Genomic DNA, 26,801 nt, shown 5'->3' with positions numbered 1-26,801 from the left:
CGCTAGCAGCAGCGGGCCTGCGGGTTGTGCTCCTTCTCGTCGGCCCGGTGGCGCTCGAACGCGCGCCGGGTCATCGGCTCGACGCCCTCGCGCTCGCACCGGGCGACGTACTCGTCCCACTTCGCCTCCCCGGTCGCCTGGCGGAGCAGCCGCCAGGCGCCGGAGAAGCGATCGGAGACACGCTCGGTGAGCAGGCTCATGAGACCGGCGTCTTCTGGGACGCCTCCCACTCGCGTACGGCTTCCTTCTCCTCTTTGGTGGCGAAGAAGTCGGAAGGCGCGACGATCTTCGACTCGACCTTCGGGACCTCGGTGGTCGGCAGCGAACCACCGGCGCGGATCGACTTGACCACAGTCACCACGGCACCGGCGACGATCACGATCACCAGCAGCGCGAACGCTGCCTGCAGGATGCCGCTCTGGGTCGAGTTGTAGATGATCTGGTCGACGTCCTCGGGGGTCTTCGCAACCCCGTAGAGCTCACCGGCGTCGCGTGCCTCGCGCGCGGCAGAGGCCTGGGCGAAGTAGCCGATCGCGGGGTTGTCGCTGAACACCTTCTGCCAGCTCGCCGTCATGGTGACGATGAGGTCCCAGACCAGCGGGATGCCGGGCACCCAGGCGAACTTGGCCAGACCGTGCTTGAACATCAGCACCGTGGCCAGGGTCAGGGCGACGGCGGCGAGCAGCTGGTTGGCGATGCCGAAGAGCGGGAACAGCTGGTTGATCCCGCCGAGCGGGTCACCGACGCCGATCCAGAGCATGTAGCCCCAGGCCAGTACGACCAGCGCGGAGGCCGACCACGCTGCCGGCCGCCAGGAGGTGTCGGCGTAGCGCTTCCAGACGTTGCCGATCGTGTCCTGGAGCATGAACCGGCCTACGCGGGTGCCGGCGTCGACGGCGGTCAGGATGAAGAGCGCCTCGAACATGATCGCGAAGTGGTACCAGAAGGCGGCCAGGCCGCCACCGAACGCCTCGCTGAAGATCAGCGACATCCCGAACGCCAGGGTCGGGGCGCCACCGGTGCGGGAGATGATCGTCTCCTCCACGCTGGCCGCGGCTGCCTCGAGCTCGGCCGGGGTGATCGTGAAGCCGAGCCCGTTGACGAAGGCGGCTGCGGTCTCCGGGGTGCCGCCGGTCGCGCCGGCGGCGGCGTTCATCGAGAAGTAGATGCCCTGGTCGATGACCGAGGCCGCGATGAGTGCCGAGATCGCCACGAACGACTCCATCAGCATGCCGCCGTAGCCGATCATCCGGACGTGGCTCTCCTTGGCGACCATCTTCGGCGTGGTGCCGGACGAGATGAGCGCGTGGAAGCCGGAGAGGGCGCCGCAGGCGATGGTGATGAAGACGAACGGGAACAGCTTGCCGGCGAAGACCGGACCCTCGCCGTTGGTGGCGAAGTCGGTGACGGCCTCGTTCTGCAGCACCGGAGCGGCGAGGATCAGGCCGACGGCCAGCAGCACGATGACGCCCACCTTCATGAAGGTGGAGAGGTAGTCACGCGGGGTCAGCAGCATCCACACCGGGAGGATCGAGGCGATGAAACCGTAGACGACCAGGCAGATCACCAGCGTCTCGTGGGAGAGGGTGAGGGCGTTTGCCAGGCCCATCTCCTCGACGTACCCGCCACCGATGATGGCCAGCAGCAGCAGCGCGACGCCGATGACGGTCACCTCGCTGACGCGGCCGGGACGCAGGTAGCGCAGGTAGAAGCCCATGAAGAGCGCGATCGGGATGGTGAGGCCGATCGAGAAGACACCCCACGGCGACTCCGCGAGCGCATTGACGACGACCAGCGCGAGCACTGCCAGGATGATGATCATGATCGCGAAGACGGCGATCAGCGCGGCCACGCCGGCGACGGTGCCGACCTCCTCGCGCACCATCTGACCGAGGCTCTTGCCGTCGCGGCGCATCGAGAAGAACATCACGACCATGTCCTGCACGGCACCGGCGAAGATGACGCCGACGATGATCCAGATCGTGCCCGGCAGGTAACCCATCTGCGCGGCCAGCACCGGGCCGACCAGCGGGCCGGCGCCGGCGATCGCGGCGAAGTGATGCCCGAAGAGCACGCGCCGGTCGGTGACGTCGAAGTCCTGCCCGTTCTCCAGCCGCTCGGCCGGGGTGGCCCGGGTGTCATCGACCTTCAGCACCTTGTTGGCGATGAACTTCGAGTAGAACCGGTAGGCGATCGCGTACGAGGCCAGCGCGGCGAACAGGATCCACAGCGCCGAGACCTCCTCGCCTCGGGACAGGGCGAGCACGGCCCAGCAGACGGCGCCGACGACAGCGACGGCGGTCCAGATGACAACAGACTTCACGTTGGGCCCGGTCCGTGGGCCCGGGCTGGTGGGGTTGGCGGTCGACGTCGACATGGTCTCCCTCTGATTCAGCGCGCGGTAACGGTCGTTGTGACCGCTGTCTCAGCCTAGTCTCAGGAAACCGCCTGGTGGGCGGGGGAGGGGCTACTGCCCGGTACGCCCGTCGATGACCTCGCGCAGCAGGTCGGCGTGACCTGCGTGGCGGGCGTACTCCTCGATCATGTGGACCAGGATGTCGCGGATGCTGGTCGACTCGTCGCCGCGGCCGAGGTCTCGGGTCTCGCCGAGCATCGTGTCGTCGATCGAGTCGAGCCACTCGTCGGCCGCCGCGACCTGCTCACGCCAGCTCGCGAACGCCTCGTCGACCGACTCCTGGGTCGGCTCCACCTTGTGGAACCCACCGGTGGGGTCGTCGGCGTCGAGGCGGGGGAGCTCGAGGTTCTCCTTGAGTACGCGCTCGAACCAGCCGTGCTCGACCCGCGCCATGTGCCGGATCAGCCCGAGCAGGCTCAGGTCGCTCGGCGGCACGCTCTGCTTGACCAGGTCCTCCGGACCGAGGTCCTGGCACTTGAGCTCGAGGGTGAGCCGGTAGTGGCGCAGGTAGTCCCGGTACGTCGCCAGCTCGCCGACGGCCTGCTGGTCCTGGTGGCGTGGATCCTCGCCCTCGGGAAGCCAGATTCCGTCGAAGCCCACCTGTCGCTGATCACTGCTCATGGGCTCACCCTCGCGGAACGAGCGCCTTTCGGCCAATGATTTCAGCCGGTGAAGCTGGGCGGCCGCTTCTCCAGGAACGCGTTGATGCCCTCGCGGCCGGAGGTCGAGCCACCGAGCGCGGAGATCGACTGCGCCTCGCGGCGCAGCCCCGACTCGGGGTTGGGGTCGGCGACGTCGCGGATCAGGTGCTTGGTGCTCGCCAGCGCCTCGGGGGAGCCGGCGAGGAGGGTCGCGACGACCTCGTCGACCGCGGCGGCGAGCTCCTCGGCCGGTACGACGCGGGCGACCAGGCCGGCCTCGAGCGCCTCGGTCGCGCTGAGCATGTCGCCCAGCAGGGTCAGCCGGAGCACCCGGTGCAGGCCCAGGGTGTGCACGAGGAGCGACCCGCCGCCGTCGACCGACAGCCCGACCTTGGCGTAGGCGAGGCTGAACTTCGCCCTGCCGGCGGCGATCACGATGTCGGCGGCCGCCGCCAGCGGGAAGCCGACCCCCGCAGCGGTGCCCTGGACGGCGCTGACCACGATCGCGTCGCAGCGGACGAGCTCGGTGATGATCCGGTTGGCGCCCTCGGCGAGCTCGAGGATGAACGGTCCCAGGTCGTCGGCGGCGGCAAACCCGGCCAGGTCACCCCCGACGGAGAAGTACTTCCCCTCCGCCGCCAGCACGATCACCCGCGCCGAGTCTGCCTTCGCGCGCAGGATCGCCGCCAGCATCTCCGCGCCCGCCTCGGGCGTGAAGACGTTTCCCCGGTCCGGGTTGGTCATCGTGATGCGCGCGCAACCGTCGGCGTACTCGTAGCGAATCAGGCTCATGCGCGCATCCTGCCAGGTGCCCCGACGAGGTGTCCGCACACCGATATGGTCGCGATGTGATCACGGTGCGCCGGGTGGCGGTTGAGGAGACGTATCCGTTGCGGGCGAAGGTGTTGCGCAACGGAGGGCCGCCGGAGGCGGCGAGAGTGCCGGGGGACGACGGTCCCGAGGTCGCTACGTACGCGGCGGTGGACATGGACGGGAGTCTGATCGGGTGCGTCGGGGGCTCTTCCCGGAAGCATGCCCTGACCTCGCCGAACACCCCGGGAAGGGGTGGCGGATCCGGGGGATGGCGACGGCGGACGGGTGGCGCGGCAAGGGCGTCGGGGCCGAGGTGCTGCGGGCGGCGCTGGACCATGTCGCGGCCAGAGGCGGTGGGCTGGTCTGGTGCAACGCGCGTACGCCGGCGGTGCCGTTCTACAAGAGGGCCGGGTTCGTCGAGATCGGCGAGCCGTGGGACGACCCGGAGATCGGTCCGCACGTGCGGATGTGGCGCGCGGTGTAATCGGGTTCGCGCGGCGGGCGCCGGGCGGCGTACTCTCTTCCTTACAGGCGTTCGAGCCGTCATCAGCGGCGAGCCCCGGGAAGAAAGCCTCCAGGTAGATCGAAGGCAAGTAGAACCCGGCGGGAGTGGCCCGTCACAGCCGTAACGAAGTGGTCCGGCAGGACAAGCAGGGTGGTACCGCGGTCGAAAGATCGTCCCTGTGGTGAAGACAAACCCACTACCACCCAGCAGGAGATGCGTCGATGGCCTATCCGAAGGTCAACTCAGCCACAGTCCCGGCCAGCCCACGCTTCCCGGAGATCGAGACGCAGATTCTCGATTACTGGAAGAAGGACGGGACCTTCCAGGCGAGCATCGACAACCGTGACGCCGGCGAGAACGGCGAGAACGAGTTCGTCTTCTACGACGGCCCGCCGTTCGCCAACGGCCTGCCGCACTACGGCCACCTGCTGACGGGGTACGTGAAGGACATCGTCCCGCGCTACCAGACGATGCGCGGCAAGCGCGTCGAGCGGCGCTTCGGGTGGGACACGCACGGCCTGCCCGCCGAGCTCGAGGCGATGCGCCAGCTCGGCCTGAAGACGACCGACGAGATCGTCGAGATGGGCATCGACAAGTTCAACGCGGCCAGCCGCGCCTCGGTGCTGAAGTACACCGGCGAGTGGCGCGACTACGTCACGCGCCAGGCGCGCTGGGTGGACTTCGACCACGACTACAAGACGCTCAACCCCGACTACATGGAGTCGGTGATCTGGGCCTTCAAGACGCTCTACGACAAGGGCCTGGTCTACGAGGGCTTCCGCGTCCTGCCCTACTGCTGGCAGGACGAGACCCCGCTGTCCAACCACGAGCTGCGGATGGACGACGACGTCTACAAGGACCGCCAGGACCCGGCGGTCACCGTCGGCTACGCGCTCGATGCCACCGGTGAGGACGAGGTCCTCGACAACGCCCACATCCTGATCTGGACCACCACGCCCTGGACCCTGCCGTCCAACCTCGCCGTCATGGTCGGCTCCGAGATCGACTACGTCGTGGTCGAGGGCCCGGTCCCGGGCACCGACAAGACGGCCAAGTACCTCCTCGCGGAGGCTCGCCTCGCGGCGTACCAGAAGGAGCTCGCTCTGCCCGATAAGGAGGGCGACGCCGACGAGCCGACGATCCTCGGACGATACAAGGGCGCCGAGCTGCTCGGCCGCACCTACCAGCCGCCGTTCTCCTACTACGCCGGTCACCAGAACGCCTTCCGGATCGTGGCCGCCGACGACGCCGTCACCACCACGGACGGCACCGGGGTCGTCCACACCGCCGGTGCGTTCGGTGAGGTCGACAAGGAGGTGACCGACCGCGAGAACATCGAGGCGGTCATGCCTGTCGGCAAGGACGGGCGCTTCACCGCGCCGGTGGTCGACTACGCCGGTGTCCAGGTCTTCGACGCCAACCTGCAGATCATCGACCACCTCAAGGCGGTCACCCGCGGCGAGGCCGGGGGATCGGTGACCGCGGGCACGATCCTGTTGCGCCGCGAGTCCTACAACCACTCCTACCCGCACTGCTGGCGCTGCCGTCAGCCGCTGATCTACAAGGGCGTCTCGAGCTGGTTCGTCGAGGTCACCAAGATCAAGGACCGGATGCTCGAGCTCAACCAGCAGATCCGCTGGGTGCCCGAGCACATCCAGGACGGCCAGTTCGGCAAGTGGCTGGAGAACGCCCGCGACTGGTCGATCACCCGCAACCGCTTCTGGGGCTCGCCGGTGCCGGTGTGGAAGTCCGACGACCCGGCCTACCCGCGCCTGGACGTCTACGGCTCGTTCGCGGAGCTGGAGCGCGACTTCGGCACTCTTCCCAAGGACGCCGAGGGCAATCCCGACCTGCACCGTCCGTACGTCGACGACCTGGTCCGTCCCAACCCGGACGACCCGACGGGCAAGTCGATGATGCGCCGGGTCTCCGACGTCCTCGACGTCTGGTTCGACTCCGGGTCGATGTCGTTCGCCCAGAACCACGTCCCGTTCGAGAACGAGGAGTGGTTCCAGCACCACTTCCCGGGCGACTTCATCGTCGAATACATCGGTCAGACCCGCGGCTGGTTCTACACCCTGCACATCCTGGCGACCGCGCTCTTCGACCGCCCGGCGTTCTCGAGCTGCATCAGCCACGGCATCGTGCTGGGCTCGGACGGGCAGAAGATGTCCAAGTCGCTTCGCAACTACCCGGACGTCAACGAGGTCTTCGACCGCGACGGCGCCGACGCGATGCGCTGGTTCCTGATGTCCTCGCCCATCCTTCGCGGCGGCAACCTGGTCGTCACCGAGCAGGGCATCCGGGATTCCGTACGCCAGGTGATGATCCCGCTGTGGAACAGCTGGTACTTCTTCCAGCTCTACGCCAACGCGGCCGGCCTGGAGACCACCGGCTCGACGGCGTCCGAGGACCCGCTGGACCGTTACGTCCTGGCCAAGCTGCGCGACTACGTCGGCGAGATGACCTCGGCGATGGACGACTACTACGTCGCCGAGGCCTGCGAGGCGACCCAGCGGTTCATCGACGTGCTCACGAACTGGTACATCCGACGGAGCCGGGAGCGGTTCTGGAACGAGGACAAGGCCGCCTTCGACACCCTCTACACGGTGCTGGAGACGGTGACCCGCCTGGTCGCCCCGCTGCTGCCGCTGACCACCGAGGAGATCTGGCGCGGTCTGACCGGTGGCCGCTCGGTGCACCTGGCCGACTACCCGGTCGTCGAGGACCTGCCGGCCGACGCCGATCTCGTCGCCCGGATGGACGCGGTGCGCACGGTCTGCTCCTCGACCTCCGCCCTGCGCAAGGCGCGCAAGCTCCGCAACCGCCTGCCGCTCGGTGGCCTGACGGTCGTCGGTGCCGACATCGCGGGCTTCGAGGAGATCGTCGCCGACGAGGTCAACGTCAAGTCCGTACGGCTGCTCGCCGCCGACTCGGAGGAGGCCGGCACCTACGGCATCGAGCAGCGGCTCGCCGTCAACGCCCGCGCCGCCGGTCCGCGGCTGGGCAAGGACGTCCAGAAGGCCATCAAGGGCTCCAAGTCCGGCGACTGGTCGGTCTCCGAGTCCGGCGAGGTCGTCGCCGGTGGCCTGGCGCTGGTCGAGGGTGAGTACACCCTGGAGACCGTCGCCGGTGCCGCCTCCGACGACATCGCCGTCTCGATGCTGCCCAGCGGTTTCATCGTCCTGGACACGGTCGTCACCCCCGAGCTCGCCGCCGAGGGTCTCGCCCGCGACCTGATCCGAGCGGTCCAGCAGGCCCGCAAGGACTCCGGCCTCAACGTCGAGGACCGCATCACCCTCTCGGTGACCGGCTCCGAGACCGTACGCCAGGCAGCCACTACCCACGCCGACCTCATCTCCCGCGAGACCCTCGCCACGACGTACGACGTGGTCGACTCGCTCGAGGGCAACCCGGTCGACCTGGGCGACGGCGAAAAGGCCCAGATCGCGGTCACCAAGGTCTGAGCCTGCGACCCTGCGACGAAGGAGCAGGGTCGCAACGCGAAGAGATCGAGCGAGCGCAGCGGGTGAGCCTGCGAACCCGCGAAGCGGGTCGAGATCCGTCCAGCATTGCTGAAGCTTAGGAGGGTGAGTCACGCTGGCTGTGACTCACCCTCCTACGGTTCGCTCGCGTTGGAGCTGACTGCCGGTACGGTGCGATCGTGGCCAGCCAGGAGGAGATCGATCGGCAGATCCGGGCCTATTACGGAGGCCTCGACTGGGACGAGGGAGCCCGGCTGACCAGCAGGTCGGCCCAAGGGGTCCTGGAGTTCGAACGTACGCAGGAACTCATAGCCGAGCGGATCCCAGCGGGATCACGGATCGCAGATATCGGCGGCGCGACCGGGGTCCATGCCGCGGCGCTTGCGGATGCTGGGCACCAGGTCACGCTTCTGGACCCGGTCGTCGAGCAGGTCGATCGAGCTCGGTCGTTCGGCACTTTCGAGGCTCTGGTCGGCGACGCGCGGGATCTGCCCTTTGAGGACAGCAGTCTGGACGTGGCGCTGCTCCTCGGTCCGCTCTACCACCTTGCCGACCGTGAGGAACGGCTGCGGGTGCTGCGCGAGGCGATCAGGGTGGTGCGGTCGGGTGGGTGGATCTTCGGCGCGGCGATCCCGAGACTGGCAAGGCTCGCCGCGTTGTCCGGTGGGGCCGGAGTGCCGCGAGGATGGGAAGACCTGATCGAGCATGGAGCTCCGCCTGCAGGAGGACGGTTCCCGGGCGGGCATTTCCACACCAGTGCCGAACTGTCAGCGGAGTTGAGCGATACGGGGTTGCTGGAGGTCGAGGTGGTGGGCGTCGAGGGGCCTGCGGGCTTGGCGTTGGAACAGATGACCGAGGTCGATGAAGAACTCCACCGGGCCGCGCTGACCATGGCGCGTGCAGTAGGTGGGCAGAAGGGTGTTCAGGATCTCTCGAACCATCTCCTCGGCACCGGACGACGACCTTAGGAAGGTGTCTCCCGTTCTGGGTCGTCGCGTGCGATGACTGTGACGTGGACATCTCGGAACCTGGCGGTGAGCAGAAGGCGGCATGGGATCGAGAGCATGCGGTGCGACTGATGGAGGCGCACCGACGTCAGCAGGATGGCGTGCTCAGCCATGCGCAGCTCGCGGCCGGTGGGCTGACGCGCGCTGACATGATCAGGATGCAGCGGCGCAAGGAGATCGTGCGCGTGCATCCGCGGGTGTACGTCGATCACACCGGGCCGCTCACCTGGCACCAGCGCGCCTGGGCGGCCGTCCTGTACGCGGCCCCGGCCTACGTGTGCGGCCCGAGTGTCGAGGCACCCCGCACGGAGCGGCCGATGGTGCCCGGGGTGGTGCCCGACCCGATCCATGTCGCCATCGACCAGACCCGGAGGGTCGCGCCTCAACCCGGCATCGTGATCCACCGCCTCACCAACCTCGAGACCCATGCCCACGGCGGTGTCCCGCCTCGCCTGAAGCTGGAGGACAATGCGCTGGCGATGGCGCATGACGCCCGCTCGGAGATCGACGCGATCGCCAGTCTCGCCGATGTCACTGGGCGTGCCTATGTCACCGCCGACTCGCTCCGCGCGGCGTTGAGTCGGTTCCCGTCCCTGCGCCGCCGCGCCTGGATCGCCAAGATCATCGATGACCTGGAGTCCGGTACGAACTCCGTGCTCGAGCACGGCTATCTCACCAAGATCGAGCGCGCCCACGCGCTGCCACGCTCCGAGCGACAGACGGTGCGAGCGACGCCCGAGGGCAATCAGTTCCGAGACGTGGAGTATGCGGCGTACGGCCTGGTCGTCGAGCTCGACGGAGCGCTGGGTCATGACACCTGGCGCGACCAGGCCCGCGATGCCGATCGGGTGCTCGACGACCTCGCCACCACCGGCACTGTCACCGCGCGACTGCGCTGGCACCAGGTCTTCGAAACGTCGTGCCGGACCGCACTGGGTATCGCGAAGGTCCTGGCTTCGCGCGGCTGGACGGGGTCGCCGACGGCGTGCGACGACGCCTGCCTGATAGCGCGGAAACCTTAGGAGGCTCAGGCACACGTGCTGTGACTGAGCCTCCTAAGGCTCAAGCGAGACACGGCTCACGCCGTTGCGAGCCCGGCGTTGCGCCGGGCTGCGGACTTCGCTACTGCGAGGGCGACCGCTGAGTAGGCGGTCCAGACGAGGAAGGCGTAGGTCGCATCTGCCAGAGTCGTCGCGGGCGGGATGGCGGAGAAGGTCAGGGTGCTGGCGATCAGAGTCACCCATCCGGCGCAGATCGACACGGTTGCACCACCCGCGTACGCGGCCAGCTGGGTGCCGGCTGAGCTGGGTGCGCCGGAGGAGAGCGTCGCGACCACTCGACCGCCGATGGTGCCGCCGACGAGCGGGATGGCGACGGTGACGACCGCGTAGACCACCCAGCCGAGCGATTCCGATCCTGCGCCCGGTGCGGTGGTGAGAGTGGCAGGAAGGTCCGCGTGAGCGCGCCAGGTGAGTTCGTACGGCGCCAGGAGCACGGCGAAGACGACGACGCCGATGATCCAGTAGGACGCGAAGGTGAAGGCTCGCTGGGTCGGGGTCACGCCACCAGTGTCCGGCAACCGGGCGCGGGCTCGCATGAGTTCGGACACTCAGACCGTCCGGACGCTACGGTCGGGGTATGCAGGGGCCGACGTTTCGTGAGCTGGCGATCCAGGCGTTGTCGTCGGTGGAGCGCGGCTACGACCTGCTGGCGCCCAAGTTCGACGCGACGCCGTTCCGGACGCCGGACTGGATGCTGGCCGCGACGATCACCGCGCTGCGGGAGTACGGGCCGTTCGAGCGAGGGCTCGACGTGTGCACCGGCACCGGGGCGGGGCTGGAGATGCTCGCGGAGGCGACCACGGAGCGGCCGACAGGGGTCGACTTCAGCGTGGGGATGCTCGAGCAGGCCAGGGTAGCGCACCCCGACGCGGACCTGGTGCGGGCGGATGCTCGCGCGTTGCCGTTCGAGGATGCGTACGACCTGGTGGTGAGCTTCGGGGCGCTGGGGCACTTCCTGCCGGAGGAGCGGCCGGAGCTCTTCGACGGCATCCATCGGGCGCTGCGGCCGGGCGGTGTGTTCGCGCTGCCGGTCAGTCGGGCGCCGGGGCCGACCCACCCGGCGTACTGGCTGCTCTCCGGCTTCGACCTGGTGATGCGGGTGCGCAACGCGGTGTGGCGGCCGAAGTTCGTCATGTACTACCGAACCCATCCCAGGCCGGCGCTCTTCGCCGACCTGGCCAACGCCGGGTTCATGGTCGAGACGACGCCGATGCCCGGCGTCGGCGAGCTGATCATCGCTCGCCGACCACCGGGCTGACGTCCGCGGACACCTCAGGCGCGGCGCGGGTTGCGCTCCGCCAGCCGGGCGGCGATGACGGGGACGATCACGACCGCGGCGATGAGGTGGGAGATCACCAGCATGATGTTGGTGGCGTAGGAGTCGGTGACGGCGACCAGGCTGGGCACCAGCGAGAGCGCGGTCAGGGTCCAGGCGGTGCGCTTCCAGGTCGAGCGCGGACGCTTGGCGAAGCGGGCCAGGCAGACGGCGATGAGGATGCCGATCAGGCCGAGTTCGGCGACGGCCCAAGCGAGTCCGGTCGCGGGGATCGCGGCGGGATCGACTCCGGTGCCGGGCAGTGCGACGTTGAACGGCACGCCGACCGCGCGGGCGATGAACTCGTAGACGCCGGTGACCAGGGCGCCGACGAGGACGGCGGTGACGCTGACGAGCCAGACCGGCATCCGCGCAGCGAACTGACCGCGGGAGGTGGTCGTGGCCTGGGTGTAGGTGCTGGTGCTCATGATGGTGCCTCTCGTCCGGTGGTGGTGTGTCGCGGTCCGTACGGCCGCTTCTCACTCACTCCACGAACGGCTCGACACCGATCCGACAGGTTCCGCGAAAAAAGTTCTGCACGACGAAGATCACACCCGTCATGTCTATGATTCAAACGTAAACCAAGTGAGCCTTGGTCGGCATGACCCGCAAACCTCGGATCGCGAAGCTGCTGAGCCCCCTGATCGGGCTGTTCGGCCTCCTGTTCATCGCCAGTGGCGCTGCCACCTACTACATGGCCCACACCCAGCTGAAGGCGCAGGAGATCACCGTCGCCGACGACGCCTCCTTCCTCGCCGGAGACAACGTCGACGGCCCGTTCTCGGCCTACGCCCAGGCGGCCACCGTCGAGAAGCACGCCCTCGGGATCACCAAGGGCAAGACGTACGCCGAGCTGGACCAGGAGGACCCGATCCGCGCGGTCGCGGCGGAGTCGTCGTTCGTACGCGCCTCCCTGCTGACCGCAGTCACCGCCTTCGGCCTCTCGGCGCTGGTCGCGGGCCTGGGCGTCGTCCTGCTCTTCGTCGCCTTCGCACTCGGGTCGCTGACCCGGGCCTTCGCGCCGGTGAAGGAGAAGGCCACGGACGAGACCGACGGCCTCGAACCAGCCACCGCCTGACCCCCACCCATTCGCCAACGGGCCCGGGAAGGCATCGCCTTCCCGGGCCCGTTCTCCCGTTCTCAGCCCAGGCGCCGGAACGCGCGGACGGAGAGCGGGACGAAGATCGCCAGCAGGACGGCCGGCCAGGCGAGCGCCAACAGGGTGGCGTGGTCGGCGAGCACGCCGGAGGTGATCCCGGTCGGGTTGCCGAAGAGGTCGCGGCAGGCGGTGGCGGTCGCCGAGACCGGGTTCCAGGCGGCCAGGAAGCCGAGCCATCCGGGCATCGTCTCGGGCGAGACGAACAGGCTCGAGCAGAACCCCAGCGGCCACACCAGCACCTGCACCATCGTCAGCGCACCCTCCATCCGCAGGGTCAGGCCGAGGAAGATGCCCAGCCACAGCATCGCCAGCCGCAGCCAGAGCAGGAGCCCGACCGCGGCGACCGCCTCGAGGAAGGTGCCCTCGATCCGCCACCCGATGAGCAGCCCGCCGAGCATGAGGACGCCCAGCTGGACCGCGGAGTTGCCCAGGTCGGCGATCGCCCGCCCCAGCGGCACCGCGAGACCGCTCATCGGCAGTGACCGGAACCGGTTGGTGACCCCGCGCTTGGTGTCCTCGGTGACCACGGCCATGGTGCCGTCGATGCCGAACATCATCGTCAGCGCGAGCACTCCGGGCAGCAGATAGGGCAGGTACGACCCGCCGCCCGGCATCTCGATCGCGCCGCCGAACAGGTAGCCGAAGATCAGCAGCATCATGATCGCGAACAGGATCCCGAAGACCGGTCCCCACGGCTCGCGCTGCCAGTGCTTGAGGTCGCGGAGCGTGATCACCCAGGTCTGGGTCGCGGTCTGTCGCAGGGTGGAGGCGATGGCGGTCATCGGGCGGCTCCTTCAGGATCGGGTACGTGGCCGGGGGCGGTCAGGTGGAGGAACACCTCGTCCAGGGTCGGTCGGCGCAGCAGCACGTCGTCGACCGTGATGCCGGCGGAGTCGAGAGTGCGTACGACCTCCACGACCGCGGCACCGCCGCCGGCCGCGCCCGCCTCGACGGTGACCTCGTGCCGGTCGGGATCGACGACGGCGGCGGAGCCGAGGACGCCGGCCATCCGGGCGAGGTCGTCCGGGCCGGTCGCGGTGATGATCACCCGGTCGCCGCCCAGGTCGCTCTTGAGCGCCGACGGGGTGCCCTCGGCGATCACCCGGCCCGCGCCGAGCACGGTGACCATGCCGGCGAGCTGGTCGGCCTCGTCCAGGTACTGCGTGGTCAGCAACACCGTCGTCCCGTCGGCGACCACCTGCCGCACCATCTCCCAGACCTCGTGACGGCCGCGCGGGTCCAGCCCGGTGGTCGGCTCGTCGAGGAAGAGGATCCGCGGACGGGTGACCAGGCCGGCGGCGATGTCGAGGCGCCGCCGCATCCCGCCGGAGTATCCCGAGACCTTCCGGTCGCCGGCCTCGGTGAGGCCGAACGCGTCGAGGAGCTCCCCGGCGCGGCGTACGGCATCAGGCTTCGAGAGGCCGTGCAGGCGGCCGAACATCACCAGGTTCTCCCGGCCGTGAAGTGCCTCGTCGAGCGCGGCGCTCTGCCCGACCAGGCCGATCGTGGAGCGGACCCGGGCGGGGTGGCGTACGGCATCGTGGCCGCCGACGCGCACCTCACCGGCGTCGGGCAGGGTCAGGGTCGCGAAGACGTTCACCGCGGTCGACTTGCCGGCGCCGTTGGGCCCCAGGAGTGCGTGCACGGTGCCGGCGGCGACCTCGAGGTCGAGGCCGTCGAGCGCCTGGGTGTCGCGGTAGCGCTTGCGCACGCCGCGCGCGGACAGGGGAGTCGAGGTCATCGGCCCACCTCGATCCGGAACACGCCGCAGCGGCCGGCGACCGCCTCGAACGCCTCCGGCGTCACCGCCGTGACCACACCGGCGTCGAGCATGATCTTCGCGCCGTCCGTCATCCGCTCCGGCCAGGCGCAGAGCACGGTCAGCGCCTCCTCGCGCTCCACCTCCACAAGATGCACCTCCTCGGTGGCCTTGCCGATCCGGAGAGTGGCTCGGCCGCCGGCGGCACGTACGTTGCGGGCCCAGTCGGCTCCCGGAAATCCCTCGAGCAGATAGCGGTGTCCGTCCAGGTCCAGGACCGAGAGCGGAGTGCTGCGGGGCTTGCCGCTCGCGCGGCCAGGCACGGTGAGCACCGGCAGCTCCTTCATCCCGAGCCCGGTCTTCGACAGGGTCATGAAGACCTTGTTCATCGGCTTGAGCCAGCGCGGCGGGACCGGCTTCGCGTCGTTCGGCATACACGTTCCTCCAATTTCGTACGTTGTACGAAGATGTCAACGGAGTGACTGTAGCATGTGTTCCGTACGATGTACGAAATTATTTCGGAGGAGGTTACGATGAGCGACGTGCCGGACCAGCCAGACCAGTCGGACCCCTCCCTGCGCCTGCTGTGGCGCCATCGGGCGGGTGCGCGCGAGGAGCCGAAGACCAAGCGCGGCCCGAAGCAGAAGGTGAGCGTCGACGAGATCGTCGACGCCGCGATCGACCTCGCCGACGCCGAGGGTCTGGCCGCTGTCACCATGCGTGCGATCGCCCAGCGCTTCGGTCTGGGGGCGATGACGCTCTACTCCTACGTGCCCAACCGGGACGCGCTGCTGGTCCTCATGGCCGACCAGGTGACCGGCCGCGCCGAGCTGCCGGAGCTACCCGAGGATCCGCGCAAGCGCCTCGAGCTGGTCGCCAACCACACGCACGACGAGCTCCGGGCCCATCCGTGGCTACTCGAGGTGCAGGACGTACGCCCCTGGCTGGGTCCCAACATGAGCGAACGCTACGAGTGGCAGCTACGGGCCGTCGACGGTCTCGGGCTCTCGGACCTGGAGATGGACCAGACGGTCGCCGTGCTGGTCGGCTTCGCGGGCAACATCGCCCGCAGCGAGCTCATGAAACGCCGCGCCGAGCAGGTCACCGGGATGACCGAGGCAGAGTGGTGGGAGGCCAACTACGACACGCTGAACGAGGTCATGGCGGGCAGCCACTATCCGCTGGCCAACCGCGTCGGCACCGCCGCCGGCGAGGCCTATCAGGCGGCCAGCGACCCCGCCCGCGAGCTCGACTACGGGCTGGCCCGGATCATCGACGGGGTGCTCGCGCACGTCGGCCGTTAGCCGACGCTGCGGCGGGCAGGGTCGGCGAGCCGCTGCGACAGGTGGGCCACCAGGTCGGCGGAGTCGTCGCGAGCGCCGTCGATGTAGGTCGAGCGCCGGCGCCGCAGCACCGGGAGCCCGGTGACGTAGAGGCCGGGCATGTCTGTGACGCCGCCGTCGTGGCGGATCGCGCCCTTGTGGTCGAAGACGTCAGCGTCGAGGAAGCGGTGGTCGGGCTTGATGCCGGTCGCCCAGACGACGGAGCCGATCTCGCCTGAGGTCAGCGATAGCGACAGCAGCGGTTCGGGCACGCGGGTCGGCTCGAGCCGCTCGCCGGAGCCGCCGAAGGCATGGTCGATGCCGTTGAGCAGTCGGTTGGCCTTGAGATCGGCCAGAGCCGCCATGTTGGTCAGCGAGCCCGAGAAGAGCGCCTCGCCGTCGCGCAGCGCGGCCAGCTTGCCGACAACGCGTACGCCGGCGTCCTGCAGTGTGTTGAGGTCGAGCGTGGTGGTGCCGCCGACGAGCTGGAAGGAGGAGAGCCGTCGAGCGCGAGTGATGTCATCGAGCTCGTCCCAGCGCTCGTCGAGGATGCCGGCCTCCTCGATCCAGGCGAAGATGTCGCGCCCACGGTAGCGGCGCGGCACCCGAACGTGCTCGCCGACCGCGAGGGTGACCTGGCGACCCGATGCCTGCAGCTCCGCCGCGATCTGTACGCCGCTGGCTGCCGCCCCGACCACCAGCACGCCGCCGGGCGGGAGCTGCGAGGGGCGCCGGTAGTCGATGGCGTGTACCGAGGGCAGTCCCGGTGGGAGCTCGGCGGCGGGGGCGGGCACGACGCCGCGTACGGAGCCTGTGGCGAGCACGACCTGCTCCACCGACCACGGACCCGCGGAGGTCTCGACCAGAAAGCCGCTCCGGCTGGGGGAGAGGCGGTTGACCTCGACGTTCTCGTGCACCGGCGCCGCGATCACGTCGGCATAGCCGGTGACCAGCGAGGCGACCTGGGCGGCGGTGAGGAACTCGTCGGCCTCGGCGGGGCCGAGCAGCGGGTCGGCGAGCCCGGGAAGTCGGTTCATCCAGCCCGGGGTCAGCAGGCGGAGCGAGTCCCAGCGCTGGGTGCGCCACGAGTGAGCGACCTGCCCGCGCTCGAGGACGACATGGTCGATCCCCTCGGCGCTGAGTCGGTGGCTCACTGCGAGGCCGCTGTGCCCCGCCCCGATCACCGCGACGGTGGTGCGGCGAGACGAGGCACTCATCCTCACGAGACCGAGACGCTGACCGCGGTCGGGTTGGTGAGGATGTCGAAGACGGCCGAGCGCTTCTGCGACTGCGCGACCAGCGCCTCGACGTCCTCGGGGGAGGCGTCGGCGTCGATCGAGTAGTTCACGCGGACGCCGGTGAAGCCGTTGCGTACGTCCGCATCGGCGCCGAGGATGCCACGGATGTCGTGGTCGCCCTCGATGGTCGCGGTGACGGAATTGAGCTGGATGCCCCGCTGCTGGGCGACGGCGGCGACGCCGGCCGTCAGGCAGCCACCGAGCGCGACCAGGACTGTCTCGACCGGCGTGGGGCCCTGGTTGTCGGCGGCGAACTGGGGCGGGTGGTCGCCGTCGGACTCGAACGACCGCTCGGACTCCTGCTCCTCGCCGAGGCCGAAGAAGCCCTCGACCTTGCTCTTGGAGTGGGTGCCCTTGATCCACGTGTTGGTGGCGCGCCAGGTGAACTTGGCCGCCTCCGGGGTCTCCTGGAGGGCGGCGCGTGCGCCGAGCAGTGCGGCGACGTTGACGCCGTTGTCGACGGTGGTCTCTGTCATGTTGGTTCCTCGTTTCGATGGGTGTGGATGGGCGTGGATGGGCGGTGGAGGCGAGTCAGGCCAGCGAGACGTTGACCGGGACCGCGCTGCGGAGCGTGTGGCCGACGGGCGAGCTGGCGAGCACCTTGGCGTGGAGCGACTCGAGCTCCTCGCGGGATGCCTCGGACGCGATGGTGACCACGGCATCGATCGTGTCGAAGCCGGCGTGGCCCTCTGCGAGGCCGAGGAAGACCGTGAGGTCGACGTCGCCCTTGAGGTCGATGCGCAGGTCGTCGAGCTCGATCCCGGCCACCGAGGCGTTCGCGGCGTAGCCGACGGCGAGGCAGTTGCCCAGGGCGCCGAGAAGCTGCTCGACGGGATTGGCGGCGGTGTCGCCGCCGCCCAGACCTGAGGGCTCGTCGGACTGCGTGGGCTCGAAGGATCGGATCTTCGTTTCGGACGCGAAGGCGCCCTTCCAGGTCACGTGTGCGGCCCAGGTGGTGCGCGCCTTGGCGGGATCGTCCTGGATCGCCTGGACGAGGTTGCCGACGGCGGCGAGGTCGACGTCGTTGAGCTGTGTCGTTGAATCGATGCTCATGGGAACACTCCGGAGTCGAGGGAACGGCTTAGTCGAGATATTAGACTAACTAACTCGACTAACGAAGGGATCTCACCGCGCGGTCCGGCGTGAGGTGATCAACCCGGTGTCGAACCCGGCCAGGTGCAGGCCGCCGTGGAAGCGGGCGTGCTCGATCTTGAGGCAGCGGTTCTGGACGACGGTCAACCCCGCCGCGCGCGCCGACTCCGCGGCCTCGTCGTTGGTCAGCCCGAGCTGGAACCACACGACCGGCGAGCCCAGCGCGACCACCTCGTCGACGACCGCGGGCAGGTCGCTCGCGCGCCGGAAGACGTCGACGATATCGGGAGTCTCCGGGAGATCCGCCAGGCTCGAGTAGACCGGCTGGCCGAGCACCTCACGACCCGCGGCGTTCGGGTTGATGAAGTAGAGCCGATAGTCGGTGTCCTGGGTGAGGTAGGTGGCGACGTAGTAGCTCGACCGCGCGGTGTTGGAGGAGAAGCCGACGATCGCGATCGACCTCGTGGCCTGCAGCAGACCCTGCCGCTCGCGTGCGCTCGGCTCGTGCGGAATCTGTGGGATGGCCATCAGATCTCCTTCGTGGTCGAAGCGAAGCCCGAAACCGTTGGTACGGCGGCGGTCAGCGCCTGGTCGAGGTCGTAGATGATGTCGTCGGCGTCCTCGATTCCGACGCTGATCCGCACCAGCCCGGGGGCGACGCCGGCCTCGGCCAGCCGCGACTCGCTGAGCTGGCGGTGGGTCGTCGAGGCGGGGTGGATCACCAGGGTCTTGGCATCGCCGATGTTGGCCAGATGGCTGGCGAGCTCGACCGACTCGATGAACCGCTCGCCGGCGGCGCGACCGCCCCGGACGTCGAAGGAGAAGACGCTGCCGGGACCTTTGGGTAGATACTTCTGCGCCCGCGCATGGTGCGGGTGCGAGGGCAGGCCGGCCCAGCGTACGTTCTCGACCCGGTCGTCGGCATCGAGCCACTCGGCGACGACCCGTGCGTTCTCCACATGCCGCTGGACCCGCAGCGCCAGGGTCTCGACGCCGAGGGCGAGCTGCCAGGCGGACTGCGGGCTCAGTGTCGCGCCGACGTTGCGGAGGTGCTCGGCGCGGAGTCGGGTGAGGAAGGCGTACTCGCCGAAGTTGCCCCACCACGACAGCCCGCCGTAGTGCTCGACCGGCTCGTGGAAGAGCGGGAACCGCTCCGGCGAATACTCGAACCGGCCGGACTCGACGACGACTCCGCCGAGCGTGGTCCCGTGTCCGCCGAGGAACTTGGTGGCCGAGTGCACCACGATGTCGGCGCCCCACTGGATCGGCCGAGACAGGTACGGCGTCGGGATCGTCGAGTCGACGACGAACGGCACCCCGTGCGCGTGCGCGACGTCGGCCAGCCCCTCCAGGTCGGCGATGTCGCCGGACGGGTTGGCGACGGTCTCGGCGAAGACGAGCTTGGTCTCGGGGCGGATCGCCGCGGCGTACGCCTCCGGATCGGTCGAGGAGACGAAGGTCGTGGAGACGCCGAAGCGGCGCAGGGTGACGTCGAGCTGGGTGACCGAGCCGCCGTAGAGCTGGGCGGAGGCGACGATGTGGTCGCCGGCGCCGGCGAGGGAGGCGAAGGTGACGAACTCGGCCGAGAGGCCTGAGGCGGTCGCGACCGCCCCGATGCCCCCTTCCAGGGAGGCGAGCCGCTCCTCGAACGCGGCCACGGTCGGGTTGCCGACGCGGGTGTAGATGTTGCCGTACTTCTGCAGCGCGAAGCGCGCCGCGGCGTCGGCGGTGTCGTCGAAGACGAACGACGCCGTCTGGTAGATCGGCAGCGCCCGGGCGCCGCTGACGCCGTCGGGGATGTTGCCGGCGTGGATCGCACGGGTGTTGAAGCCGTACGCGTGGTCACTCATGAACCAACTCCAGTTCGATCGGTGAGGAAGCTCCGGACGAGGTCGAGATAGCCGGGCGGGTCGAGCAGGAACGAGTCGTGACCCCAGGTCGAGGCGATCTCGTGGCGCTCGACGTCGACGCCGGCGCAGCGCAGCTCCTTCTCGATCAGGACCGAGTGGGACGTGGGGAAGCGCCAGTCGGAGTCGAAGGAGATGACCTGGAACCGGGTGTCGCGGATCCGCTCGGCGAAACCCGCCGAGGCGAACGGGTCGAAGTAGTCGAGGAGGCGGGAGAGATAGAGGTAGGAGAGCGCGTCGAAGCGGTCGACGAACGAGCTCGCCTGGTGGTCGAGATAGCTCTCCACCTCGAAGTCGATGCCGAATCCCGGGGTGGCGCTGCGCCGCGACCGGCCGAACTTCTCCTCCAGCCCGGGCTCGGAGACGTACGTGACATGGCCCAGCATCCTCGCCACCGAGAGGCCGTCGGCGGGGATCACGCCGTGGTCCGGGTAGCGTCCGCCGCGGAAGTCGGGGTCGCGCAGGATCGCCTGCCGGGCGACGTTCGAGAGCGCGATGTTCTGAGCGCTCAACCGGGCTGAGGCGGCGACCAGGACCGCCCGTTCGATCTGGCCGGGGGCGTCGGCGGCCCATTGGAGTACCTGCATGCCGCCGAGCGATCCGCCGACGGCGGCGTGGAGCTTCTCGATGCCGAGGTGGGCCAGCAGCCGGCGGTGGACGGTGACCAGGTCGGCGACCGAGATCAGTGGGAAGTCGAGCCCCCAGGCACGGCCGGTGGCGGGATCGGTCGAGGACGGGCCGGTGGTGCCCCGGCAGCCGCCGAGGAGGTTGGCGCAGACCACGAAGAACCGGTCCGTGTCGACCGGTCTCCCGGGGCCCACCATCGTCGGCCACCACTCCGTGACCTCGGCGTCGCCGGTGAGCGCATGGGCGATGAAGACGACGTTGTCGCGGGCCGGTGCCAGCTCGCCGTAGGTGGCGTAGGCGACGTCGACGGGTCCCAGTGTGTCGCCGCCGGACAGGTGTAGCGGGTCGGCCTCGTCGAAGAGGCGGGCGTGCCGCACGGTGGTCATCGACACCCTCTCTCCATTAAGTCGAGTCGTTAACTACAGAATGTAGCGTGCGTGTCGAGCCCGCGGATGGATGTCCGGCATCCAGGCAGTCAGGTCCCCCGCGTGATCTCTCATGGACGGCTGGTTGACTAGCGCCTGTGACAACCAGTCCTGACACTCCCGAGATCGACCTGACGACCGACGTGGTGACGCTGACCCGGCAGCTGATGGACATCAACTCGGTGAGCCTCAACGAGCTCGAGTTGGCCGACGCCGTGGAGCGGGCGCTGGCTGCGTACGACCACCTCGTCGTCGAGCGGCGGGGCAACTCGATCGTGGCGCGCACCGACCTCGGCCTCCCCGAGCGCGTGGTCATCGCCGGCCACCTCGACACGGTGCCGGTCAACGGCAACTTCCCGAGCCGCCTCGACGAGGCCGCCGGCATCCTGCACGGCCTCGGCGCGTGCGACATGAAGTCGGGCGACGCGGTCATCCTCAAGCTCGCCGCGACCCTCCGGACGCCCAACCGCGACGTGACGTACGTCTTCTACGACGCGGAGGAGATCGAGGCCGTCCACAACGGTCTCGGCAAGCTCGCGGCCAGCGAGCCCGACCTGCTCGCCGGAGACTTCGCGATCCTGATGGAGCCCTCCAACGCCGGCGTCGAGGCCGGCTGCCAGGGCACGCTGCGGGTGGAGGTACGCACCACCGGCGAGCGCTCCCACAGTGCCCGTTCCTGGCGCGGCGTCAACGCGATCCACAAGGCCGGCGAGGTGCTCCGCCGCCTGGAGTCGTACGTCCCGCGCAAGCCGGTCATCGACGGGCTCGAGTATCACGAGGGCCTCAACGCGGTCTTCGTCGCCGGGGGAGTGGCGGGCAACGTGATCCCCGACGAGTGCGTGGTGACGGTCAACTACCGCTTCGCGCCGGACCGGAGCGAGGAGGAGGCGCTGGCGTTCGTGACCGAGTTCTTCGAGGGCTACGACGTCACCCTGACCGACTCGGCCCCGGGCGCGCTGCCCGGTCTCGACCGCCCGGCGGCCAACGCGTTCATCGAGGCGGTCGGTGGTGAGGTCGGACCCAAGTTCGGCTGGACCGATGTGGCGCGGTTCACGGTTCTCGGCATACCGGCGGTCAACTATGGTCCAGGTGACCCGATGTTCGCCCACAAAGCCGACGAGCACGTGCGGATCTCCGAGATCACCGCGTGCGAGCAGGCCCTTCGTGATTGGTTGACCGCATGACCCGACGCAGCGGCTCCGGCCCGCGCCCCACCAAGGGGCGCCCCGCCGGCAGCACCACCGACCAGCGACTGCTGGACAGCTCCGGCCACGGCGACTGGGTCCACACCGATCCGTGGCGGGTCATGAAGATCCAGGCCGAGTTCGTCGAGGGGTTCAACGACCTCTCCGAGGTCGGCCCGGCGGTCTCGGTCTTCGGGTCGGCGCGCACGCCGAAGGACCACCCGACCTATGCGCAGGCCGAGGCTGTCGGCCGAGGTCTGGCGGAAGCGGGCTTCGTGGTGATCACCGGCGGCGGTCCGGGCACGATGGAGGCGGCCAACAAGGGCGCCCTCGAGGCCGGTGGGGAGTCGATCGGCCTCGGCATCGAGCTGCCCTTCGAGGCCAGGCTCAACGACTACGTCAGCTTCGGGCTCAACTTCCGCTACTTCTTCGTGCGGAAGATGATGTTCGTGAAGTACTCCCAGGGCTACGTCGTCATGCCCGGCGGTCTCGGCACCATGGACGAGCTCTTCGAGGCGATGACGCTCTCCCAGACCAAGAAGATCACCCAGTTCCCGGTCGTGCTCATGGGCGTGAAGCACTGGGAGGGGCTGCTCGACTGGATGCGCGAGACGATGCTGGCCGACGGCCGGATCAAGCAGAGCGACCTGGACATGATCACCCTCACCGACGACGTGGACGAGGCGGTCGAGCTGATGTTGAAGGCGCGTGACTGACGCATGGGTTGGATCTTCGCGGCACTCATCGTGCTGGCTCTCGGAGGAGTCGCCCTCGTAGCCGCCGGGACAGGCGCGCCGATGGGGGAGGAGTACGGCGACCAGCCCGACGCTCTGGTGCCCCGCGACCGCGTCCTGGAGGCGGCAGACCTGCGTCACGTACGTTTCTCGGTGGCCTTCCGCGGCTACCGGATGGACGAGGTGGACGCTCTGATCGCCCGCCTTGCCGAGGAGGCAGAATGGCGTGAGTCGACCGCGGCCGGGGATGCCGGTGCCGAGGTCGGAGTCGGGGGACTCAGACCACATACGCCCGAGCCCGATTCGGGCTCGCCCGACGTCTAGGACAGAATCGCTGCCGTGAGCTTCGCTGCCGTACTCGTCTACGCCGTGACCGCCCTGGTCGCGGTGATCGTCGCGCTCACCTATCTGAAGCCACATCTCCTGCAGTCGCAGGAGGCGGGGCTGCCGTCCAAGATCCACCTGTACGCCGGTGCAGCCGGCCTCCTGGTCTGGGTCCTCTTCCTCGCCTCGCCGTCGTCGTTCTTCCTCGGCGGCGACATCCCGGGGGTGATCGGGCTCTTCGGGATCTGGCTCGCCGCGATCGCGGGCCTCTACCTGCTCGCCCGCCGGCTCAAGGAGCAGCGCGCCGCAGCCTCCGGCCACGACGACTACGGCTATGACGACGACTACGACGACTACGCCGAGGAGTACGCAGAGGACGGCTACGGCTACGACGAGGCCGGCTATGCCGAGCCCGGTTACGACGACTACGCCGAGCCTGACGGCCGGGCGGGCTACGCGGACCCGCGCCGACCGGTCCAGCAGCCCGTTCCTCAGCCGGTCGCCCAGCAGGGACGTCCGGTCGAACGCCGGCCCGAGCCCCGGCGAGCAGCCTCGGGTGTCGACGAGACCGCGGTGATGGCGCCGATCGAGCGCGACCCCTCGCCTGCGCCGCCGCCTGCTCCGGCCCCCGCTCCGGCGCCTGCTCCGGCTCCGGCCCCCGCTCCGACGCGGGACGGGCAGATCGGTCGCCGCGTGGCCGGGCGGCAGACACCGCCCCCGCCCGCTCCACAGCCCGCACCGCAGCCGGCACCGCAGCCCCAGCCGTCTCCGCAGCGGCCTCCTCGGCGGGCAGCCGCACCCCAGCCGCCGGCGCCCCAGCCGCAGCAGCAGCCCGTACGTCACCAGCCCGTGCCCCAGCCGCCGGCCCCGGCGGGTCCTGCCCGGCCGCGGCAGGACCGCCCTGCTCCCGCGCGACCGGCGCAGGAGCGGCGAGCCCCGGAGCAGCCGATGCGCGAGCGCCCGGCGCCTCAGCGTCCCGCCCCTCAGCGTCCGGCTCCTCAGCGGCCGGCGCCCGAGCAGCCCCAGCCGAGCCAGGGCGAGCCGGGCCGGAGCGGCCAGGACCCGTGGGGTCGCCGTCAGGAGCCGCCGCAGCGCCGCTCGCGCGGCTACGACGATCGCTACGACGACCGCCGCAACGACAGCCACGACGAGTTCGCCGATCGTCGCTACCGGCGCGACAGCAGCTACTCCGACTACCCGGGCCAGCAGCAGCCGAGCCCGCCGCGCGCACCGCGCCCCGCACCCCGGCCCGCGCCCCAACCGTCGCCCCAGCCCGCACCCGCGCCTGCGCCGCCGCCCGCGCCGAGCCGGCCCGCCGGCCGCCAGCCGGGGCAGCGGACCGAGACGTACGACCCCTACTCCTTCGAGTCCTACGGAACCCGGGACCGTGACCGGGGCCGCGACCGGTCCGAGCCCCCTGCCCCGACCCCGCCCGCGCCCGAGGCGCAGCCGCGTCGACGGCAGCGGGACCAGGGCTACGACGAGCCGGCCTACGCGGGCTACGAGCAGGGCTACGACCAGGGCTACGACCAGGCGTACGCACAGGGCTACGACTACGACGAGGCCTACGACCGTGGCTATGACGATCGCTACGACGAGCGCTACGACGACGCCTACGACCGGCCCGTTGGAGGCGACCGTCGGGACCCGGACGGAGCCTTCCACGAGTCCTCCGGAGCGGCCATCGTGGTGCACCTCACGCTGGTGATCCTCGCGATCTGGCTGACCTGGGCCTACGGAACCTCGGTCATCTGACAGGTTCGAAGGCAGGTCAACCCGCCGAAACTCGCACCTTGCCGTCAGGTCTGCTGACCTGATGAGGGATAATGGACGTGCAATGCGCGCTCCGAGGCCATCCGGCAGGTGAGCGCCGACACGCGAGACACGGAAGAAGGTGCCGCATGGCGGCGATGAAGCCGCGGACGGGAGACGGTCCGCTGGAGGTCACCAAGGAAGGTCGGGGCATCGTGATGCGCGTCCCGCTCGAAGGTGGTGGCCGGTTGGTCGTCGAACTGAACGCCGAAGAGGCCGCCGCGCTCGGCGAAGAGATCAAAGGCCTTGGGCTGAACGCGTAGATGACCACAACGCTGCCGTCACCGGCCCTGCCGTCGCAGGTCGGGCCGCCCACCTTCACGCTCAATCCGCTCGGCCCGGAGAGCCTGGACGCCGAGATCATCGCGCTCCCGGTCATCCCGGGCGAGGACGAGTTGGTCATCGGCCCCGGCGCCGTCGACCTCGGCGACCAACACGACCTCCTGGGTCATCTCGAGTTCGAAGGTGCCACCGGCAGTGCCGGTGAGGTGACGACGTACGCCGTCACCGGCTCCGGCACCCTGCGACAGATCCTCCTGATCGGTGTCGGCGCGCAACGTCGCGACGACTTCCGGCGGGCGGGAGCCGCGCTGGCTCGCGCCGTGCGGGATCGGTCCGAGGTGGTCACGACCATCCCGGCGGCCGACCCGGAGGTCGGGCTGGAGCCGTTCGTGGCCGGTGCGACGCTGGGGTCCTTCCTCTTCCACTGGCGCTCCGAGGGGGCGCCGTGGAAACCGGTGGAGACGATCACTCTGGCCGACCTCGGCGACGACCAGGCGGCAGCGTTGGACCGGGCCCAGGCGATCGCGCGCGCCAGCTGGCGCGCGCGGTTCTTCTCCTCGGTCCCGAGCAACTTGAAGAACCCGGCCTGGCTCGCGGAGCAGGCCACGACACTGGCGGCCGAGACCGGCCTGAAGGTCACCGTCTGGGACGAGGACCAGCTCGCGGCCGAGGGCTTCGGAGGCATCGTCGCGGTCGGCCAGGGCTCGGCTACCCCGCCGAGGCTGATCCGGCTCGACTACACGCCCCGCAAGACGGGGCGGCTGAACTCGTTGAAGACGGTGCCGACGGTGGTGCTGGTCGGCAAGGGCATCACCTTCGACACCGGCGGGCTCAACATCAAGCCCGGCGACGGCATGCTCAACATGAAGCGCGACATGACCGGCGGTGCGGTGGTGCTCGCGGTGATGTCGGCGCTGGCCGAGATCGGCTGCCCGGTCAAGGTGGTCGGCCTCATCGCCGCCGCCGAGAACGCCATCTCGGGCTCGGCTCTGCGCCCCGGCGACGTGGTCACCCACTACGGCGGCCGCACCTCCGAGGTCACCAACACCGACGCGGAGGGCCGCCTCGTGCTGGCCGACGCGATGGCGTACGCCGTGGACAAGCTCAAGCCGGCCGCCCTGGTCGACATCGCCACCCTCACCGGTGCGATGCGGGTGGCGCTCGGGCAGACGATGGCCGGCTACTTCGCCGACGACGACGCGCTGGCCACGCTGCTGGCCGAGGCGTCCGAGGTCTCCGGTGAGACGCTGTGGCGGATGCCTCTGGTCGCCGACTACGAGGACAAGCTCTCCTCGAAGGTCGCCGACGCCGACAACGCACCCGGCGGGCCCGGCGCCATCACTGCCGCGCTCTTCCTGCACCACTTCACCGGTGGCATCCCGTGGGCCCACATCGACGTCGCCTGCGGCGATGCGTACGCCGACGTTCACGAGCTCACACCCGGCCCCACCGGATTCGGCGCCCGGGTCCTCCTCAGCTGGCTGGCGAGCTCGGACCCGCTCTCCGGCGTAGGTTCCTGACGAGACGTCACCCGCGCCGGCGCCGAGTACGACCTGCGAGCCCAGCTGTGTGTGGACGTCGAGCGGATGCCGATCGAGGACGCCTCGGTGCTGTGGTCGGATGAGCTTTCGCC

Annotated in this window: 28 protein-coding genes; 13 read left to right on the top strand and 15 right to left on the bottom strand. The window is 69.6% G+C overall.

The genetic code is table 11. The annotated features are described in order from the left end of the window. Positions 1 to 2 precede the first annotated feature (2 nt). The 4 genes from ABTX24_RS27030 to ABTX24_RS27015 all read right to left on the bottom strand — a co-directional run bounded on the left by ABTX24_RS27030 (position 3) and on the right by ABTX24_RS27015 (position 3,849). The gene (locus ABTX24_RS27030; RefSeq protein ID WP_350720724.1) at positions 3 to 200 is read right to left on the bottom strand and encodes a YbdD/YjiX family protein; all 198 of its coding nucleotides are present in this window, start codon (positions 198 to 200) and stop codon (positions 3 to 5) included. After that, positions 197 to 2,377 (bottom strand): carbon starvation CstA family protein, encoded by a 2,181-nt coding sequence (locus tag ABTX24_RS27025; protein ID WP_350844064.1) that lies wholly within the window; start codon positions 2,375 to 2,377, stop codon positions 197 to 199. The genes ABTX24_RS27030 and ABTX24_RS27025 overlap by 4 nt, the downstream gene beginning before the upstream one ends. Before the next feature lie 90 nt (positions 2,378 to 2,467). After that, positions 2,468 to 3,037 carry a DinB family protein gene (locus ABTX24_RS27020; protein ID WP_160024784.1) on the bottom strand — a complete coding sequence of 190 codons (570 nt, stop codon included), beginning with the start codon at positions 3,035 to 3,037 and terminating at the stop codon, positions 2,468 to 2,470. A gap of 41 nt (positions 3,038 to 3,078) precedes the next feature. Continuing rightward, the gene (locus ABTX24_RS27015; RefSeq protein ID WP_350844062.1) at positions 3,079 to 3,849 is read right to left on the bottom strand and encodes an enoyl-CoA hydratase/isomerase family protein; all 771 of its coding nucleotides are present in this window, start codon (positions 3,847 to 3,849) and stop codon (positions 3,079 to 3,081) included. Between the two features lie 214 nt (positions 3,850 to 4,063). Here ABTX24_RS27015 and ABTX24_RS27010 point away from each other — a divergent pair, with 214 nt between their 5' ends. From ABTX24_RS27010 to ABTX24_RS26995, 4 genes are all read left to right on the top strand, one after another. Next, a complete protein-coding gene (locus ABTX24_RS27010; RefSeq protein ID WP_350844060.1) occupies positions 4,064 to 4,354 on the top strand; it encodes a GNAT family N-acetyltransferase in 291 nt (96 codons plus the stop codon). A 242-nt stretch (positions 4,355 to 4,596) separates the two neighbouring features. Then, positions 4,597 to 7,842 (top strand): isoleucine--tRNA ligase, encoded by a 3,246-nt coding sequence (gene ileS / locus ABTX24_RS27005; protein ID WP_350844058.1) that lies wholly within the window; start codon positions 4,597 to 4,599, stop codon positions 7,840 to 7,842. A gap of 197 nt (positions 7,843 to 8,039) precedes the next feature. Next, entirely contained in the window at positions 8,040 to 8,828 is a 789-nt protein-coding gene (locus ABTX24_RS27000; protein WP_350844056.1) for a class I SAM-dependent methyltransferase, read from the top strand. Positions 8,829 to 8,938: 110 nt separating this feature from the next. Then, positions 8,939 to 9,889 (top strand): hypothetical protein, encoded by a 951-nt coding sequence (locus ABTX24_RS26995; RefSeq protein ID WP_350844054.1) that lies wholly within the window; start codon positions 8,939 to 8,941, stop codon positions 9,887 to 9,889. 56 nt (positions 9,890 to 9,945) lie between these two features. Here the strand turns inward: ABTX24_RS26995 and ABTX24_RS26990 are convergent, their stop codons facing one another. Next, positions 9,946 to 10,428, bottom strand: coding sequence for a hypothetical protein (locus ABTX24_RS26990; protein WP_350844052.1), 483 nt, complete (start codon positions 10,426 to 10,428; stop codon positions 9,946 to 9,948). Between the two features lie 77 nt (positions 10,429 to 10,505). On the opposite strand from ABTX24_RS26990, the gene ABTX24_RS26985 reads away from it, so the two are divergent. After that, a complete protein-coding gene (locus tag ABTX24_RS26985) occupies positions 10,506 to 11,186 on the top strand; it encodes a class I SAM-dependent methyltransferase (protein ID WP_350844050.1) in 681 nt (226 codons plus the stop codon). 14 nt (positions 11,187 to 11,200) lie between these two features. Here the strand turns inward: ABTX24_RS26985 and ABTX24_RS26980 are convergent, their stop codons facing one another. Then, positions 11,201 to 11,671, bottom strand: coding sequence for a DUF6069 family protein (locus ABTX24_RS26980; RefSeq protein WP_160024777.1), 471 nt, complete (start codon positions 11,669 to 11,671; stop codon positions 11,201 to 11,203). 173 nt (positions 11,672 to 11,844) lie between these two features. Here ABTX24_RS26980 and ABTX24_RS26975 point away from each other — a divergent pair, with 173 nt between their 5' ends. Continuing rightward, complete coding sequence (locus ABTX24_RS26975; RefSeq protein WP_350844048.1) at positions 11,845 to 12,321, top strand: aromatic ring-opening dioxygenase LigA; 477 nt, start codon at positions 11,845 to 11,847, stop codon at positions 12,319 to 12,321. Positions 12,322 to 12,383: 62 nt separating this feature from the next. On the opposite strand, the gene ABTX24_RS26970 is transcribed toward ABTX24_RS26975, so the two are convergent. Genes ABTX24_RS26970 through ABTX24_RS26960 form a run of 3 tightly spaced genes read right to left on the bottom strand, consistent with a single transcriptional unit; the run spans position 12,384 to position 14,595 of the window. Then, complete coding sequence (locus ABTX24_RS26970; RefSeq protein ID WP_350844046.1) at positions 12,384 to 13,184, bottom strand: ABC transporter permease; 801 nt, start codon at positions 13,182 to 13,184, stop codon at positions 12,384 to 12,386. Then, complete coding sequence (locus tag ABTX24_RS26965; RefSeq protein WP_350844044.1) at positions 13,181 to 14,143, bottom strand: ATP-binding cassette domain-containing protein; 963 nt, start codon at positions 14,141 to 14,143, stop codon at positions 13,181 to 13,183. Before ABTX24_RS26965 ends, ABTX24_RS26970 begins: the two co-directional genes overlap by 4 nt. Continuing rightward, positions 14,140 to 14,595: a nitroreductase/quinone reductase family protein gene (locus ABTX24_RS26960; protein WP_350844042.1), complete on the bottom strand. Its 456-nt coding sequence runs from the start codon at positions 14,593 to 14,595 to the stop codon at positions 14,140 to 14,142. The genes ABTX24_RS26965 and ABTX24_RS26960 overlap by 4 nt, the downstream gene beginning before the upstream one ends. A 99-nt stretch (positions 14,596 to 14,694) precedes the next feature. On the opposite strand from ABTX24_RS26960, the gene ABTX24_RS26955 reads away from it, so the two are divergent. Next, positions 14,695 to 15,465 (top strand): TetR/AcrR family transcriptional regulator, encoded by a 771-nt coding sequence (locus ABTX24_RS26955; RefSeq protein WP_350844040.1) that lies wholly within the window; start codon positions 14,695 to 14,697, stop codon positions 15,463 to 15,465. Here the strand turns inward: ABTX24_RS26955 and ABTX24_RS26950 are convergent. The 6 genes from ABTX24_RS26950 to metX all read right to left on the bottom strand — a co-directional run bounded on the left by ABTX24_RS26950 (position 15,462) and on the right by metX (position 20,793). Continuing rightward, the gene (locus ABTX24_RS26950) at positions 15,462 to 16,700 is read right to left on the bottom strand and encodes an NAD(P)-binding domain-containing protein (protein WP_350844038.1); all 1,239 of its coding nucleotides are present in this window, start codon (positions 16,698 to 16,700) and stop codon (positions 15,462 to 15,464) included. The two genes, ABTX24_RS26955 and ABTX24_RS26950, sit on opposite strands and share 4 nt — an antisense overlap. Positions 16,701 to 16,702: 2 nt before the next feature. Then, on the bottom strand, positions 16,703 to 17,257 hold the full coding sequence (locus tag ABTX24_RS26945) for an OsmC family protein (RefSeq protein ID WP_160024770.1): 555 nt from the start codon (positions 17,255 to 17,257) through the stop codon (positions 16,703 to 16,705). A 55-nt stretch (positions 17,258 to 17,312) separates the two neighbouring features. Further along, positions 17,313 to 17,834: an OsmC family protein gene (locus tag ABTX24_RS26940; RefSeq protein WP_350844036.1), complete on the bottom strand. Its 522-nt coding sequence runs from the start codon at positions 17,832 to 17,834 to the stop codon at positions 17,313 to 17,315. A 72-nt stretch (positions 17,835 to 17,906) separates the two neighbouring features. Further along, complete coding sequence (locus ABTX24_RS26935) at positions 17,907 to 18,401, bottom strand: CoA-binding protein (RefSeq protein WP_350844034.1); 495 nt, start codon at positions 18,399 to 18,401, stop codon at positions 17,907 to 17,909. Beyond that, positions 18,401 to 19,723: an O-acetylhomoserine aminocarboxypropyltransferase/cysteine synthase family protein gene (locus ABTX24_RS26930; protein ID WP_350844032.1), complete on the bottom strand. Its 1,323-nt coding sequence runs from the start codon at positions 19,721 to 19,723 to the stop codon at positions 18,401 to 18,403. Before ABTX24_RS26930 ends, ABTX24_RS26935 begins: the two co-directional genes overlap by 1 nt. Beyond that, positions 19,720 to 20,793, bottom strand: coding sequence for a homoserine O-acetyltransferase MetX (metX, locus tag ABTX24_RS26925; RefSeq protein WP_350844030.1), 1,074 nt, complete (start codon positions 20,791 to 20,793; stop codon positions 19,720 to 19,722). The genes ABTX24_RS26930 and metX overlap by 4 nt, the downstream gene beginning before the upstream one ends. A 137-nt stretch (positions 20,794 to 20,930) precedes the next feature. On the opposite strand from metX, the gene dapE reads away from it, so the two are divergent. From dapE to ABTX24_RS26895, 6 genes are all read left to right on the top strand, one after another. Beyond that, entirely contained in the window at positions 20,931 to 22,016 is a 1,086-nt protein-coding gene (gene dapE, locus ABTX24_RS26920) for a succinyl-diaminopimelate desuccinylase (RefSeq protein ID WP_350844028.1), read from the top strand. Then, positions 22,013 to 22,732: an LOG family protein gene (locus ABTX24_RS26915; RefSeq protein WP_160024764.1), complete on the top strand. Its 720-nt coding sequence runs from the start codon at positions 22,013 to 22,015 to the stop codon at positions 22,730 to 22,732. The genes dapE and ABTX24_RS26915 overlap by 4 nt, the downstream gene beginning before the upstream one ends. A gap of 3 nt (positions 22,733 to 22,735) precedes the next feature. Further along, positions 22,736 to 23,074 (top strand): DivIVA domain-containing protein, encoded by a 339-nt coding sequence (locus ABTX24_RS26910; protein ID WP_160024763.1) that lies wholly within the window; start codon positions 22,736 to 22,738, stop codon positions 23,072 to 23,074. 15 nt (positions 23,075 to 23,089) lie between these two features. After that, positions 23,090 to 24,829 carry a DUF1097 domain-containing protein gene (locus ABTX24_RS26905; RefSeq protein WP_350844025.1) on the top strand — a complete coding sequence of 580 codons (1,740 nt, stop codon included), beginning with the start codon at positions 23,090 to 23,092 and terminating at the stop codon, positions 24,827 to 24,829. Positions 24,830 to 24,975: 146 nt separating this feature from the next. After that, positions 24,976 to 25,149 carry a DUF3117 domain-containing protein gene (locus tag ABTX24_RS26900; RefSeq protein ID WP_008358749.1) on the top strand — a complete coding sequence of 58 codons (174 nt, stop codon included), beginning with the start codon at positions 24,976 to 24,978 and terminating at the stop codon, positions 25,147 to 25,149. Continuing rightward, positions 25,150 to 26,688 (top strand): leucyl aminopeptidase family protein, encoded by a 1,539-nt coding sequence (locus ABTX24_RS26895; protein ID WP_350844023.1) that lies wholly within the window; start codon positions 25,150 to 25,152, stop codon positions 26,686 to 26,688. It abuts the gene before it with no gap. Positions 26,689 to 26,801: the final 113 nt, after the last annotated feature.

Origin of the sequence: Nocardioides sp. NPDC127514, assembly GCF_040302125.1 — a bacterium.
In the GTDB taxonomy this organism is placed as follows: domain Bacteria; phylum Actinomycetota; class Actinomycetes; order Propionibacteriales; family Nocardioidaceae; genus Nocardioides.
The sequence above is the reverse complement of the archived record's forward strand: the minus strand, read 5'-3'. Positions and strand labels throughout refer to the sequence as shown.